Raw genomic sequence first — 15,943 nt, 5'->3', positions numbered from 1 at the left:
TTTTTAGTGCAAACCCCCCTTTCGTAATAGAAATACAGTTTGGTAAAAAAAGCAGTTTTACAGTAATGCAGCCGAGTGCTTGTTAATCTTTTGCTATAATAAGCCGGTATGAAATTAATGAATCTTCTGCTTTAAAGAAATGATACGAAAGAGGGACTTGTGTATGGAAGAAAAGTTAAAAAGACTGAGGAACGAATGGAAGCAAAGGCTGTCCTGGGTGCTGATCTGCGTGATACTGCTGCAGACTATGGTATCGGGCAGGGTATTGCCTGTTTTTGCTTCTTCGTCATGGGTGGATATTACAGAAAGTGTTTCGGCTTCACCGTCAGATGCATTCGGGAAGATTAAAATATCGGCGGGAAATGTGGGCAGTGACGGGAAATTCAGTTTTAGTATAGAGGCATCGTTAAATTCAGATAATTTATTAGAGTATGCCGGAGAACAGTATGAGGCTAATAGTGGTAACGGAGAATTAAAAGACTGGGTTACTGGGGATGGTGATAAATTTTTACCTCAGGTGAAGTTTCGTTTTATAATTAGTTGTGGCGATAAAATAAAGTTCACAGGCAAATCCACAGGAACTCTGGTTGCTGAAAATAACGGTCAAATCCCAGAAGGAACTCCTATTGGTTCCTATCAGTTTACGGATAAGGGAAACGGAAAGCTGGAGACAAGTTTCACAATTTATAAAGAGTATGCTTATGCATATGAAAACGTGAGCTTTATGAAGGCTTTTGATTTTTCTGCAAACGGAGCCAAAGAAGGTGATGAAATAGAAGCTAAGGTGAATCCGGACGGAGAGGTGGAACTGAGCCTGAATGGCGGAGGGGAGAGTCCGGAACCGGGGGAAGAAAGTGAGTATGAGCTGGTAAAAAAAGGACCGGACAAAGTGAACGGGACTGAAATTGAATATACAATAACAGCAAAGGTGAAGCCGCCGAAAGCGAGCAGTTCGGTGCTCCGCGTGGCCTCTGATTCAGCAGCAGCCACAGCCGGCGAATTAAGAGATGAAATAACGCTGGAAGAATATATTGAAATGATGGAATCGGAAGAACCGATATCCGAGGATGAAGAGCAGTCACTGGAGGAGTGGTCCGACAGCCGTGAACGCCTTGAAAATAAATATGATCAATTAGGTAAAAAGAAAAAAAGAAGCCTTTTTAGAGAGTACATGTCTCAGGAATCAGGGGGCAGTTCGGGCACAGCCGATCTGTCGGGAAAATGGATTGTTGATACGTTACCTAAAGGACTTGAAATCGGAGAAGTTTGGGCCGGACAGAAAGGAAAGGGAGGGCAATTGCTGGCAACCCCATCGGAGTACCAGATAATAGAAGAAGACGGTATTTATACGTTGAAATACCAGATCGCCAGCGCTTCCGATGCCTCTGATTACCCGGGGCAGAAGACAGACAGCAGCGGTCATATTGTCGAAGCTGGTATTACAGTTGTGGCCCGCCTTACAGAGGAAGAGTATGAAAGTATTCCGGACTATGCGGAGGATGTTTATACTAAGAAATTTGAGAACAGGGCATCACTGAAAGAAGAGAACGGTGAAGAGCTTAAGAACCTTGTCGATTCGAATATGATCAGTACAGAAATGGAATTAAACCGAACACTGGAAAAGGACGGAAAACTGCACGGACACAACGGAAATATTGTGGAATGGACGATAAATTTCCAGAGCATTTTAAGAGGCGGGATAGAATCTGCCTATATAATCGACTGGACGGAATCGGAAGCTCAGGACTATATACTGTCTGATGGAATTACTTCTGATGGAATTACTTCTGATGGAATTACTATAGATGGTGACGAAGCCAACAGCAAAGTGGAACTGCATGATTCAGGGGAATACTTTGAGTCGGAAGAAGCGGATCCACTTGAGTTTTTAAAGGCATCCCCAAGCGCGCTGGAAGTGTTGGAAAATGACAGCCAAAATGGGAACGGTTCAGCGCAGAAGTTTTCCTATAAATATCGTTCATCAGACGGAACGGCTACGGTCTATACCGCATTTATCCTTCCGGTGAAAGATATCCTTAATAAAAAAGTCACAATCAAATACAAGACAAAATTGTCTGAAAAAACGGGGGACAGTCAGTTCAGCGATAAAATAGAACTTAATAACGCAGCCGGATTTTTTTACAAAACAGAAAAAGGCAGCGGTACAGGCTCCGGAGACTGGTACTTTGATTATAACATGAGCAGCCAGATTGAAGTGGAGTATAATGTGGTTGAAAAAACAGCCGGAAATTATATAGAAAACAAACAGATTATGTCCTGGCAGTTTGAGGTTAATAAGCTTGGAAATACTCTGGATGACATCGTGATAAAGGACGGTTTCAATGATGTGAAACAGCAGATTCTTGCCAGCACCTTCAATGACAAGCAGGAATTGGTATTAAAAAAGTATAACAGGGATACAGGGTTTGGAAACGAGATATTGGCACTGCCGCGTTTAACAGAAGTGACAGGTGGAACAAAGGGATATGTAATCTCAGAGGTAAAGGATAAAGATGGTAAAAAAACGGGAGAAAAGATTGAAATCCATATTGGCAAAGTCTCTCAGGACGACTTCTACATTTTTGAAATTGTGACTAAAGTAGTAGATCCACTAATATTCAGTAATACAAATGGAGGTTCCGTATCAAACGATGCTGTATATCAGCTATATTCAGGCAAGGATCCAATCTTAGAAAAAGAGAAAAAAATATCCGCTTCAAAAATTATACCAAATGTACTTCTTAAAAAAGAAAGTATGAATGTCAGCAGCGGTAATAACTACGATTATGAAAAAAATCAAATAAAATGGCGTATTACAGCCAATCTGTCCAATGTGCTGATAAAAGAACAAAAAATCACAGACGAGCTGCCTGTAGGGGTATCTTTAGCCGAAGTGACGTCGGTAAAGATGAAGGACGGTTCGGGCAAGGAAGTCTCGGGTGAGAAAGTCCCGGCGGCCACACCAGCGGAACTGCCGGAGTTCAGATTTACAAAAACAGATAGCAGCGCTGTCATTATGAGCGTTGCAGAGGAGAAAAATTTAACTGAGAATGGATATTCCAGGAATACTGTAACTTTCACGTTTAGGGAAGAAGGATCTTCGGAAGAATTGTATCAGTCGAATGACAGCTATGAAATCGAATTTCTGACAGACGTCGATGAGAAGTACAGGATCGATGAATTTAAGCTGCAGGATAAAGTGACTTTTAAGAATAATGCATACTTAACCGGCTATGTTTTCGCTTATGATGCTGAATCAGGAGAGGCGATTGGTGGTGAAACGGCAGTGTCGGCCGAGGCTGAGGCTGTGAATGAAGGATTACGTCCATACCTGGTTAAAGATGGAAAGTATATTGCTGGCGGGGGAAAGATCGACTGGAGCCTTATTATCAACAGAACTGCCGTGGACATGTCGGAGGTGGTGATAACGGATCATCTGATAGACGCCCTTGATTTGGATACCGACTCATTTAAGTATTACAGGGCCACAGTAAAGCAGGATGGGAGCTACGAAAAAGGTGAACCGGTTCATGATGCATCTAATCAGCTGAATCTGAAAGCAGATGAGAGCGGTTTTACCATCACTCTTCCGGCTACGCCGTCCGAGCTTTCTAATCAGCCGTTTGTAGTGGAATTTTCGACCTGGCTGGTAGATAATACAGCTAAAAATAATATGACGAATGATATCACTGTTACACGTTCCGGAAAAGAGGAGGGGAGCAGGGAATCATTAGCAGAATCGGCGAATGATTTTAATCTGAAACAATTTGTTACCGGAAATCTTATTAACACGTTGATGATTGAAAAATTCAGTTCGAATTCAGATACAAAGAAAGTAACGCTTCCAGGCGCAGAATTTGAACTGAAACTAATGAAAGACAAGAATACGGAAGATCCCGGCAACGAATCAATTATCAAAACGACAAAGGGGAATGGAAAAGCAACCTTCATGCGGTTTAAGCGGGACAGGCTTTACCGCCTGACGGAAACAAAGGCGCCTCCAGGATATACTAAACTGGCGGAACCGGCCTACTTTGTATACAGCACGGATCCAGATGTTATCGCCAAGTTCCGGGAGATGGTTCCTGATGTCCAGATTTGCAGGGAATATATGGATACTGTTTCCATTGATAACACTCCGCACTCAGGTTCAACTGGTAACAGGCTGGAGTTTGTAAAGAAAGGTGATAAAGGAGAAACAATTTCCGGAGCTGTGTTCACGCTGGAATCCTCCGGAGGTTTTGTAAAGCGTGAAGCAAAGAGCGATACCAATGGAAAAGTTGTTTTTGAAAATCTGGATCCCGGAGTTTATGAACTCATCGAAAAATCTGCAGCCGGGTATGAGATTAGTGACAAGAAGGAACAAATTGAAATCCGTCTGGATCCGGATACGGGGGATTATCTTGAGCCGGAAATGACAGGGGAACTGCTGATAAAAGAAGATGCTTCATACAGTGCCATAAATGTACCATACAAAACAAATATCAGGTTTACAAAAAATACGCAGACAGGTCAGGTGTTAAAAGCAGGGGAAAATCTCCGGGTGGCGTTTTATGTTTCCCGTCTTGGAGATGGCGGACAAATATTTAAAAACGAGATGGAGCCATCCCAATCTCCGGTTGTTGCAGACATTAACAGCAGGGAAGACACAAGAGACAAAGGATTTATGGAGTACCTGCCTTGTCCGGAAGTCAGTCTTGATGATGCAGGCTTTGTTAACGCGGAGAATTTTTATGACGGTACTTATCTGTTTACAGAGAAACAGCCGGAGGACGTAAACGGTATCCTGTCCGATAACCAGGTTCTTCAGAAAATTGAGGTTACAATAGAGACAGACGAGACAGCAGCCAGAACCGTAACTTTCAGGAATGTAACGGCTCAGGATCCGGCTCAGCACATAGTGATTGGCTCACAGGAGGTGGAAGCGGTAACGGAGGATAGTATTGTCTTTTACCAGCCAAAGAATCCGGCTGACTTAAAAGTAGAAAACAATGTTCCTTACGGCTATATTCAGGTGAACAAAGTTCAGGCTGAGAAGTTAGACGGTAAAATTTATTTAACCGGTAAGAGTCTCGCAGGCGCTGAGTTTACGGTATATGGTGATAAAGGCGGCTCTCCGGATCTTTTAACCCCGGTTGAGGTGCTTACTACGCAGGAAAACGGTAACTTTATTTCGGACTATAATACGCTGCTGCTAAATACACAGTATTATTTGAAAGAGACAGGCTGTCCTCCGGATTTTGTAAAAGATTCAGAACTGGATACGGTAAATAACGGAGGTTATATTCCTTTTAAAATTACGCAGGATCAGCAAACCGTCTATGTCGGCCTTGATAAAAAGTCAGGGGGCGTTCTGAACAGCGGAGATAAAAAAATGGAAATCGCCGCTGAGAAAACCTCACTGCTCTATTACAATATTCAGTCGGCGACAGGTAGTGTTAAAGCTGTAAAGAACGGTGCGTGGTATTCGGATAAAGGAACCTTACAAAAAAAGCCGCTTAAAGGTGCCGTATTCGGACTCTTTGAACTGAATGCCGCAGAGCCTTATGCAACGGTTGAATCCAATGAAGACGGAATCGTAATGTTTAAGAATGTTCCGGTTGGTCAATACAGACTGCGTGAGATGAAAGCGCCTGACGGATATGTACCGGTTACCGGTGCGGCGGATATGGAGATGGCTGTGGAAGTTCAGGAACACACAACTGCCACTGCGGCATCCGGTTCCATCGACAGGCTGGAATTTGACAACGCGGCTGAAACCTTCCGAATCGGAATCAACAAAACGGATGCGGATAAACGTCCGCTGGAGAATGCGGTATTTGTACTTCAGGCCGCGGATGAGAACGGTACGGTGACGGAGTTATGCAGACTGAAGGAATCAGCAGGAGGAATACACAGCCTGCCGGATCCGGCTGAAAACCCGGAATTGATTCTCCTGAAGGACAGCAGTATCTGGGATTACTTTACCTATTCCGGCGTAACAGAGACGGCCGGAACAGTGGAAGCATCGGCGGCACAGCCGGTCTTATACTATGGCAGAGATATTTCTTATCAGATCGTAGAAAAGATGGCTCCCGCCGGATACCGGGCCGATGAAAACGTATATGTTATAAATAAACAGAAAGCGCTCGGCGGAACCGGCGCCGATCACGGTGAATACGTGATATCGAATGATGCGGATGGCAGCAGTTTTGTCAATTCATTCCTGGAAGAGGCGATTTTGATTCAGAAGCTGGTTGAGGCGGAGGACGGAACTATTCTTTCCGGAGCCGACGGAACCGATATTTCGGGCTTCAGATTCCTTCTGACCGGCCGGGATGTGGGGGGAACTCCAATTCAGGAAAGACTCAGGGAGGAAGATGTAGAGGGCGCTGCCATAATTGAAATAAAAGACGACGGCGTTTATCTGGAAACAGGGAAAGCCGGCACGATTCTTATTAAGAACGTAAAATCCGGTTCCTATCAGGTGAAAGAGGTGGAGAGCAGAAGGACTTCGGAACAGGGAACCTATCTTCTGGATCCGTTTATATGGAACGGCAGGATTGAAACCGTAGACGGAATCGTCAGAGGCGGGGAAGCCAGGTTCACAAATCACCTGAAACGCGGAACCATAACCGGCAGAAAAGTAACCGCTCCTGTGACGGAGAATTCCAAAGGTCTGGATGGAGCTTTAATGGGCCTTTTTAAAGAAGACGCCGAAAGCTTTACAAAAGAAAATGTTTATCTGGGTAAAACAGCGCTGAGCGGCAGCGACGGCGTATTTCGCTTCGAGGATATCCCATACGGAATATATCTTGTGGCTGAAATCACCCCGCCGTCCGGTTATTATCTGAACACTGCGACTTCTTACCGCGTCACCTTGTCTTCCGATATGGAAAATCAGGGAATTGAACTGACGAAAAATACGGCAGATTCAGATATGACAGAAGATGAGGAACTAAGAGAGATTGTGATTGGGGACAGAAGAAAAAGCACAGGAAGCCATGGCGGAGGCGGCGGTGGAAGCGCTTCCGGAGGCGGAAGCAGCAAAGTTCCGACCGGACCGGGAGCTGAGACAAAAACGGAGGAAACACCGTCCCCTGAAAGTCCAGGGGAAGAAAATACGGCGCCGCCTTCAGAGACGCCGCCCGCAGTAACCGTTCCGTCGAAACAGGGAGAAATGCCGCCTGCGGTGATAGGAAAAGCTCCGAATGGGGGAATCCATGTAGAGATTCCGGATGACCGCATTGACCACGTTGTTGTTAAAAATGGTCAGGGCGAGGAGGTATTCCGCAAAAAATATGAAAATGGCGTGACGATAGACAGGAAACTGCCGTCCGGCAATTACGGCCTCACTATTATTGACGGCAACGACGTACCGCTGGGAGAATATCTCTTTACTGTTGATGAGAGCGGCGTGCCGCTGGCAGCGCTTCCCAAAATGGGCGAAAGAGCGGTGCCTTGTTCGGCGCTGGTGTTTATCATGCTTGGAGGTATGTTTATACTTCTCTGTAACAGAAGAAAATACCGGAAGGGTGACTGATTGATTTAAGGAGAAAAGGCAGCAGTAAATGCATATTTGTAAATGGTGCGGCAAATAACCGTATTGTACTTATGGATTGAGCGGACAGTAACTGCAGCATACCTGCAAAAAGCGATAGGGTGAAATTACTCTATCGCTTTTTGCGCAGAAATGATATAATCTCCTTTATGGATCAAAAAGCAGCAGTACGTTTCCCGCGAGGGAGGAGATCCATCCCAAAATATTTTCTAAATAATAAAAGGATGTGAATGATACATATGAAAAAACTGAGGGGCTTATTAAGAATTATTTTTGGCAGGACGACCTTTCTCGTCCTGTTCCTTTTAATCCAGTTTGGCGTACTGATGGCAGGATTTAACTGGCTGAGGGAGTATATGATTTATGTATACGGCGGATCTTCCCTCTTGAGCGCCGTTGTGCTCATCTATATTATCAGCAATGATGAAAACAGCAGCATTAAATTATCCTGGGTAGTGCCTATTCTTATTATTCCGGTGTTTGGAACTCTTTTTTACCTGTTCCTGAAATTGCAGCCGGGAGTGAAACTGATTAACAGGAGAATCCAGTACCTGGCAAAAGAGGTGGAACCTTTTCTTATACAGGATCCGGAAGTGATGGAGGACTACAAAAGCATCAGTTCCAGCGAGGGCAACCTGGCCCGATATATGAACCGGTACGGAAAATTTCCGGTATATAAGAATACCAGTGTGGAATATTTTCCTCTGGGAGACGATATGTATCCAAAGATGCTGGAAGAATTAAAAAAAGCAGAAAAATTTATTTTTATGGAGTATTTCATTGTGGAACGGGGACTCATGTGGAATTCGATTCTGGAAGTCCTGGAACAGAAAGCAAAAGAAGGGGTGGAAGTCCGGTTTATGTACGACGGCATGTGCAGCCTTGCGCTCCTTCCCTATTCGTACCCTAAAACACTGAGGGCCAGGGGCATTAAATGCAAGATGTTTTCCCCTGTGAAACCGGCGCTTTCCAGTTACCAGAACAACCGCGACCACAGGAAAATCTGCGTCATTGACGGTCACACCGGCTTTACCGGAGGCGTAAACCTGGCCGATGAATATATTAACAAAAAGGAACGGTTCGGCCATTGGAAGGATACGGCCGTTATGCTGAAGGGTGACGCAGTAGCCAGCTTTACGATGATGTTTCTTCAGCTTTGGGGAGTGACGGAAATGGAGAAAGAGGACTATGGCCGTTTCCTTGTTCCGAAAGATTACCGGCTGCCGGAAGGGGCGGACAGCACGGGATTTGTCATGCCCTATGCGGACAGCCCGCTTGACGGGGAAAATGTGGGAGAACAGGTATACCTTGATATCCTGGGCCATGCGAAACGATATGTGCATATTATGACTCCCTATCTGATTCTGGATGATGTGACCCTGACCGCCTTAAAATATGCGGCAAAGCGGGGCGTTGAGACGATCATCATTATGCCGCATATCCCGGATAAACTTTACGCATACCTGTTAGCCAGAACCTACTATGAGGAGCTTCTGCGCGCTGGGGTGAAGATTTATGAATATACGCCGGGATTTATCCATGCCAAGATGTTTATCAGTGATGATGAGAAAGCAGTGGTCGGTACAATCAATCTGGATTACAGAAGCCTGTATCTGCACTTTGAGTGTGCAGCTTATCTGTATAAAAATACGACAGTTCTAACGGTGGAAGAAGATTTCCAGGCAACCCTCGGGATGTGCCAGCCGGTTACGGTGGAAGAGTGCCGCCGGTATTCGCCGCTCAAACGCTTTGCGGGTAAGGCGCTCAGGCTGTTTGCCCCTTTAATGTAAGATAGTATAAAAAGTTTCATATGAAATGCTGCAGCTGGCGGGAAAACGGTTTTTTTGCCTTTTCCCGCCAGCTTCCTTTTTACGCCCGTTGCCATTTCTTACATTTTCCGAAAAACATCATTAATATATCGAAAAACGATAAAAATATATTGATTTTCAATTTTTACCATGCTATACTTCCTGTAACAGCGATGGTCCGTTTACCAAGCTGAATTTACCCCGGAGGTGTACTTTATTTATGAACTGGAATAATGAAAAGTCGATAGGCCTGACTAAGTTTTTTATTATTTTATTTGCGGCGGCGTATGTGCTGGTTGTGGCGTTCTGCCCGGTGATGACGAGGGAATTTGTCAACCACAGCTTTTCGGCGCGCGGAAAGGACGCCCTGCTGTTCACGGCGACAATCTATGTAAGCGCCGTACCTCTTGGAATTATTTTATGGAATCTCTACAGGATGATCGGACGGATTGGGGAGGAACAGATTTTCAGCGAGGAGAATGTGAGATGCTTAAGGCTGATTAGCTGGATGTGTTTTGTCGTTGCCGCCGTCTGCCTGGTTTCCACGGCTTACTATGTGTTCTTCCTGATTATAGCGGCCTGCGCGGCCTTTATGGGACTGTTAATCCGGGTGATTAAGAATGTCTTTGAACGGGCCAGGGAAATCAAGGAAGAGAATGATTATACAGTATAGAGGGAAGGGGCTTAAATGGGAATCATAGTTAATCTGGATGTGATGATGGCAAAGCGCAAGATGTCTGCCGGTGAACTGGCGGAGCGTGTGGGCATCACTCCGGCCAATCTGTCGATACTGAAGAACAACAAGGCGAAGGCCATACGGTTTTCCACGCTGGAAGCCATCTGCCGGGAACTTTCCTGCCAGCCGGGAGATATTCTGGAGTTTGAGGAGGAGTGATTATGGATCATGAAGGATTAATGCCGAAAGAAAAGTCAGCGGCTGAAGAATTGGTGTCTGAAGAGGAATTAAAACCCGAAGAGAAATTAATGCGTGAAGAGAAAGTAAAACCTGAAGAAAAATTAATGACTGACAAGGAACAAATGTTTAAAGAGCAGGAACTTCCTGAAAGTGGTACAGGAGCAGATACGCCGGTATCAGCGGCCGGCGTAAGTGATCCGGCAGATAAGACTATCACACGGCGCAGGGAATATGGATGGAATGACTATATCCTTGCTATTACCGCGGCATTTGCTTCCTGGGCTTATGTGAGAGGTTCGGGGGTCTTCCCTGACGCCTGGCTTCCGCTGTTTACGGCGTTGTTTGCATTTGCCGGGATTTTTTATCTGTCGTCCTCCGGAAGGAAGATGGATAGGGAGGGGAAACTCTACTTTGTATTCATGGCGGCAGCGGCGGTGTGGTTTCTTGTCAAATATCTTCCGGGGCAGCAGGACTGGGAGCGGCAGGATATTATGCCCTATGTTGCACTGTTTCTGCACGGAGCGGGTGTTTACTGGCTGCTCACGATAGGAGGGGCAAGACTGAGAGGGCGGCTGGATGAAAGCTGTATCAGAGATCTGCTGAGAGGTTTTTTTGTCATTCCATTTGCCCATTTTGACGAGGCATTTCTGGTGACGGTTCACGGAGTGAGAAAATTAAGGAGCGGCGATCAGGAGACGAAGAAAAGGCAGAAGGATAAAGCGGGGCAGATTCTGTTTGGAATCGTCATGAGTATTCCTGTTCTTATCATTGTCCTGCCAATGTTGGCGGCGGCTGACGAAAGTTTTTCGGCTTTTACAGGGGGGATTTCGCAATTCTGCCTGAACCTGACACAGAAGTTTTTTGAGGCACTCTTATTTGGCGATTTTTTGTTAAATTTGCTGGTATTTTTAGGTACCTTTTATTTCTTTGGCCTTTTTTACGGAGCCTTTCATGCAAAAGTGACAAAAACAAAAAAATTAGCGGGCGGAGCCGGTGCGGCGGTCAGGATTCCTTTCATGGTTATGATGTCCTTTTCATCGGCTGTCTGCGGAGTGTATGTCCTGTTTTTCCTGGTCAAATTCTCCGATATCCTTATGAAGGCATTTTCACACCAACAGAGTTTTGTATACAGTGAATACGCCAGACAGGGGTTTTTTGAACTCTGCTTTATCGCGGTTATCAATTTTATGCTTTTTTACTTTATAAAAGTGTTTTCCGACGGGGAGAACCGGATGGTCAAAAGAATACTTTCCCTGCTCTGTGTGGAAACGCTGGGATTTATTATACTTGCATTTTCCAAAATGTGCCTTTATATTAGTGTATATGGTTTTACCTTTAAGAGGGTATTTACCAGCTGGTTTATGGCGGCGCTGTTTGTCGCGTTCTCCAGGCTTTTCTACTGTACCTGGAAGCGGGGAAATGCCATAAAGCCGGCGGTTATCTTTGCCTCGGTCACCTTCCTCCTGCTGGCATACAGCAATATGGAGGTTTGGATGCACCAGGCAAACCTGATGATGGGCTTTTTGTAACCGGCTTTTACAGAGCGAAGGCAGCGGGCCTGTCCAGGAAGAAAGGAGAGGCGGATTTAAATTGACTGAAGGAGCACTTGTACTGGAAGGCGGCTCCCTGCGCAGCGTATTTACGGCGGGTGTCCTGGATACACTGCTGGAACATGGGATACAGCTTTCTTACGTAAACGGAGTTTCCGCCGGAACGATGGCGGGGATGAATTACATCAGCGGGCAAAAGGGGCGTATGCTCCGCATTAATAAAGAATATCTGCACGATAAGAGGTATATGGGACTTGGAAGTCTTGTGAAAAGCAGGCTGATATTCAATTTCGATTTTGTATTCGGGGAACTGAGCAATGAACTGGTTCCCTTCGACTACGATTCTTTCTACAGTTCGCCGCAGAAGTTTGAAGTGGTGGCCACCAGGTGCAAAACGGGAAAACCGGAATTTTTCGATAAGTCGTCGTGTCCGGAGATGATGCAGGCGGTCAGGGCCTCCAGCAGTATCCCGATGCTTTCGCGGATGGTAAAGGTGGATCATAAGAATTACCTGGACGGCGGAGTGTCACTTCCTATCGCTTATGAGAGGGCCTTTGAGCTGGGGTATGAAAAGGTGGTCCTTGTTTTAACCCGCCACAGCGGTTATCGGAAGAAACCGGTCGGCAGTCTTACCAGAAGGGCGTATGAGCGCTATTTTGCGCCTCTGCCAAATCTGCTAAACGCACTCTACGAGGTGCCGGAACGGTATAACACGATGCAGGAGGAGATTGAAAACTTGGAGAAGGAAGGGCGCATCTTTGTCATCCGGCCCGAATTCCCGGTCCGGGTTTCAAGATTTGAGCAGGATGTAAGAAAGCTCCAGGAACTTTATGAGGAGGGAACCAGAATTGCGGAGAGCCGCCTGACGGCTTTGACGGATTATCTGGGCATTACTCCGGGGGAAGACAATAAGATTCAGTAAAAAGAGGGCGGCGTCTGCGGGCGGGCGCGCCTTCTTTTTTTGCTTTCAAACAGGCCGGAACAGACTGCCGGTACTCTTCTGAGAGCCTATACTCCTGCGGGGGAAAGGGCTTGCTATCATACAAATACGCGGTATTTTCACAGTTAGAACACAAAATGCACACAATTTATTGTTATAGTGGCAACAAAGTAATTCGATGGAAAATAAATGAAATAGCGGGCGAAACGGTCCTAAAGCCGGTATACCGGTAAAACGGAGAACGCTGTCCTGCAAAGCGGTAATTGTGAAGGGATTGAACCGTTAAAAACAGAGTGATATTGAGAGGAGTTTTTCTATGAACAGACAACGCATGGCTGTCTCTTTGGCAGCCGTTATGGCAATCACAGCGGCAGTTCCGATGACGGCCGAGGCTTCTTCCAGCTACAGCATGAGAAAGAAAGTGATTACGGCAGCGGGAATTATGACGGCGCAGTCCGACGACAGCAGTCTGGTGACGAGAGCAGAATTTGCGAAGATGCTTGTAAATGCCTCCACCTACCGAAGCAGCATCAGCGCAGAAAACAATGTTTCCATATTTGCGGATGTAGACCGGAATAATGAGTACGCCTCCTACATAAGAACTGCCGTCGAACAGGGATGGATGACGGGTTACCTTGGCGGCAAGTTCAAACCGGATGAAAATATAACTATGCAGGAGGCGGTAAAAGCAGTTTTAACCCTTCTGGGATATACGAATGAGGATTTTGGAAATAACCAGGCGGCGAACAGGCTGGCGAAAGCAGCCTATCTGGAACTGGACGAAGAGATCGGCAAATCAGGCACGGAGGTCCTGAGCCGTTTTGACTGCGTCAATCTCTTTTACAACCTGATGAAAACCAATACAAAAGAAAATGAGGGGAAGAAAGCCACCAGTTCCACTGTTTACGCCTCGGTTCTCGACTTTACGCTGACATCCGACGGGGAGATCAATCCGTTGGAGGCGCTGGAAAGTAAGCTGAAGGGGCCGATTGCGGTCAAAGACAGAAGCATGAGCAGCATCCTTCCATTTTCCGTATCCAAGGCCTCGTTTTATCTGGACGGTGAGTCGGCAACGGCGGATGAAGTGGAGGACGAGGCAATCGTTATCTACTACAACACGACCTCAAGGGCAGTTTACGGCTATTCGGAGAGCGGAAACGGCGGCCGCGGCGCCACGGAGGGCACACTCGATGCAATTTACTACAAATCTTCGGATGTCATGATACCGACCTCCATCGTTGTCAGCGGCACGGAGTATGAACTGACCACCTCCGACATGCAGTTTGCTTTTTCGGTTTACGGCGATCTGAAGGTTGGCGATGATATCATCGTTATCTGGGAAGACAAGTCGGCATCCGCGGACGACGACAACGACAGTCCGGAATATCAGTTGATCGATTATATTGAGTAGTCGGGGAGAAGAACAAAATGAATGAAAAAGTGATCAGCCTGTTCAGCCGGATGCGGGAAAAAGGCGTAAAGAAAACACAAAAGGGCGGTAAAAAGAAGAAAATCATCCTTGTTGCGATGATAATCATCCTGTGTGCATCTGCCGTTTTTTTCATAAACAGACAGAAGAAAAACAGTGAAGCGGCGGCGCAGGGGCAGAAGGTGAATACCGCGTCCGTGGTAAGGCAGAATATTACATCCACGCTTTCGTCCTCGGGTACCATATCCCCCAAAGATACATACAGTATCACCTCCATGGCGGAGGGTGAGGTGATAGAGGCCGATTTTGAAGAGGGAGATCAGGTGGAGGCGGGACAAAGTCTTTACCGGATCGACGCATCCTCGATGGAATCAAAGCTCAGTTCCGCCAACAATTCCGTGAGCAGGGCCGAGAGCAATTATAATACTGCGGTCAGCGATTACAATGAAGCGGTCAGCAAATACAGCGGCAATACCTACAAGTCCACCAAATCGGGCTATATCAAGCAGCTTCATATAGAGGCCGGTGACAAGGTGAGCTCCAATACCCAGATTGCCGACATTTACAATGACCAGATTATGAAAATCAAAGTGCCGTTTTTAAATATGGAGGCGGCGGCCATTCTTCCCGGCAGCGCCGCGACCCTCACCTTAAGTGATACGCTGGAGCAGCTGGCGGGTGTTGTGACAAGCGTCAGCACAATGGATGAAACGATGACGGGAGGACGGCTGGTGCGTTATGTCACTATCCAGGTGGAGAATCCGGGAGGCCTCACCGTAGATATGGCGGCCACCGCAGCCGTGGGAGAGTTTGTCTCAAGCGGGGACGGGACGTTTACAGCGACCGTGGATACCGTGATGGCGGCCGATCTCTCCTCCAATGTAGAGGTGGAAGAGCTTCTGGTCAATGAGGGAGATTTTGTAAATGCAGGCAGTCCGATTTTCAGGATGAAGGCCAGCACTGCGGAAAAGCTGATTAAAACATATAAGGATTCCATGGATTCCGCGCAGTCGAGCCTGGAACAGGCACAGTCCAGTCTCGATTCGACTCAGGATACATACGACGATTATACGATTACGGCGCCGATATCGGGAACCGTAATTAAAAAGAGCTACAAGGTGGGAGATAAGGTCCAGAACGGTTCCAGCGCTTCGGCTCTGGCCGTTATATACGACATGTCCTCCGTCACCTTCCAGATGAATATCGATGAGCTAGATATCAGCAGCGTAAAAGTCGGCCAGACGGTTCAGATATCGGCGGATGCGTTTGAAAATCAGGAGTTTACCGGCAAAGTAACCGGCATCAGCCTGGAGGGTACCAGTTCCAACGGCGTGACCTATTATCCTGTTACCGTGACTCTGGACGAAGTGGGAGGCCTGCTTCCGGGTATGAATGTGGACGGAACGATTATCGTGGATTCCGCCGAAAACGCCCTGGCGGTGCCTGCGGACGCGCTTCAGAGGGGCAACAAGGTTTATGTGAAGGATGATTCCGTCACGGAGGCACAGGGACGCGTACCGGCCGGTTTCCGTGAAGTGAAAGTGGAGACGGGGCTTATCAGTTCCGATTATGTAGAAATTACCTCCGGTGATTTACAGGAGGGCGATGTGGTATATGTGGCTGAATCGAGCGCAGGCTCCGAAGGCGCTGCGATGATGATGCCGATGCAGATGGATGTGCCGGTAGGCGGCCAGGGAGGCGGAAACCGCGGCAGCCAGGGAGGCGGCAGCCACAGCGGCGGCCGGCCGTAAGAAGGAGTG

General features: G+C 46.8%; 8 protein-coding genes. All 8 read left to right on the top strand.

What is annotated here, in order from left to right; translation table 11 throughout:
- The first annotated feature begins 163 nt into the window (after positions 1 to 163).
- The 8 genes from EJL91_RS03045 to EJL91_RS03010 all read left to right on the top strand — a co-directional run bounded on the left by EJL91_RS03045 (position 164) and on the right by EJL91_RS03010 (position 15,934).
- Complete coding sequence (locus EJL91_RS03045; protein WP_164516735.1) at positions 164 to 7,522, top strand: SpaA isopeptide-forming pilin-related protein; 7,359 nt, start codon at positions 164 to 166, stop codon at positions 7,520 to 7,522.
- A 257-nt stretch (positions 7,523 to 7,779) separates the two neighbouring features.
- Positions 7,780 to 9,330 carry a cardiolipin synthase gene (cls, locus tag EJL91_RS03040; protein WP_125140480.1) on the top strand — a complete coding sequence of 517 codons (1,551 nt, stop codon included), beginning with the start codon at positions 7,780 to 7,782 and terminating at the stop codon, positions 9,328 to 9,330.
- A gap of 238 nt (positions 9,331 to 9,568) precedes the next feature.
- On the top strand, positions 9,569 to 10,021 hold the full coding sequence (locus EJL91_RS03035; RefSeq protein ID WP_125140479.1) for a DUF2975 domain-containing protein: 453 nt from the start codon (positions 9,569 to 9,571) through the stop codon (positions 10,019 to 10,021).
- Positions 10,022 to 10,036: 15 nt separating this feature from the next.
- Positions 10,037 to 10,243, top strand: a complete 207-nt coding sequence (locus EJL91_RS03030) for a helix-turn-helix domain-containing protein (RefSeq protein WP_125140478.1) — start codon at positions 10,037 to 10,039, stop codon at positions 10,241 to 10,243.
- Between the two features lie 2 nt (positions 10,244 to 10,245).
- A complete protein-coding gene (locus tag EJL91_RS03025) occupies positions 10,246 to 11,793 on the top strand; it encodes a DUF4153 domain-containing protein (RefSeq protein WP_243125215.1) in 1,548 nt (515 codons plus the stop codon).
- A 61-nt stretch (positions 11,794 to 11,854) separates the two neighbouring features.
- Entirely contained in the window at positions 11,855 to 12,736 is an 882-nt protein-coding gene (locus EJL91_RS03020) for a patatin-like phospholipase family protein (protein WP_125140477.1), read from the top strand.
- Positions 12,737 to 13,070: 334 nt separating this feature from the next.
- The gene (locus EJL91_RS03015; protein WP_125140476.1) at positions 13,071 to 14,165 is read left to right on the top strand and encodes an S-layer homology domain-containing protein; all 1,095 of its coding nucleotides are present in this window, start codon (positions 13,071 to 13,073) and stop codon (positions 14,163 to 14,165) included.
- 17 nt (positions 14,166 to 14,182) lie between these two features.
- Positions 14,183 to 15,934 (top strand): efflux RND transporter periplasmic adaptor subunit, encoded by a 1,752-nt coding sequence (locus tag EJL91_RS03010; RefSeq protein ID WP_206429448.1) that lies wholly within the window; start codon positions 14,183 to 14,185, stop codon positions 15,932 to 15,934.
- Positions 15,935 to 15,943: the final 9 nt, after the last annotated feature.

This window comes from Clostridium transplantifaecale, from assembly GCF_900626075.1.
GTDB lineage: Bacteria > Bacillota > Clostridia > Lachnospirales > Lachnospiraceae > Otoolea > Otoolea transplantifaecalis.
Note: the sequence above shows the minus strand (reverse complement) of the source record. Positions and strands in the feature narration are given on the sequence as shown.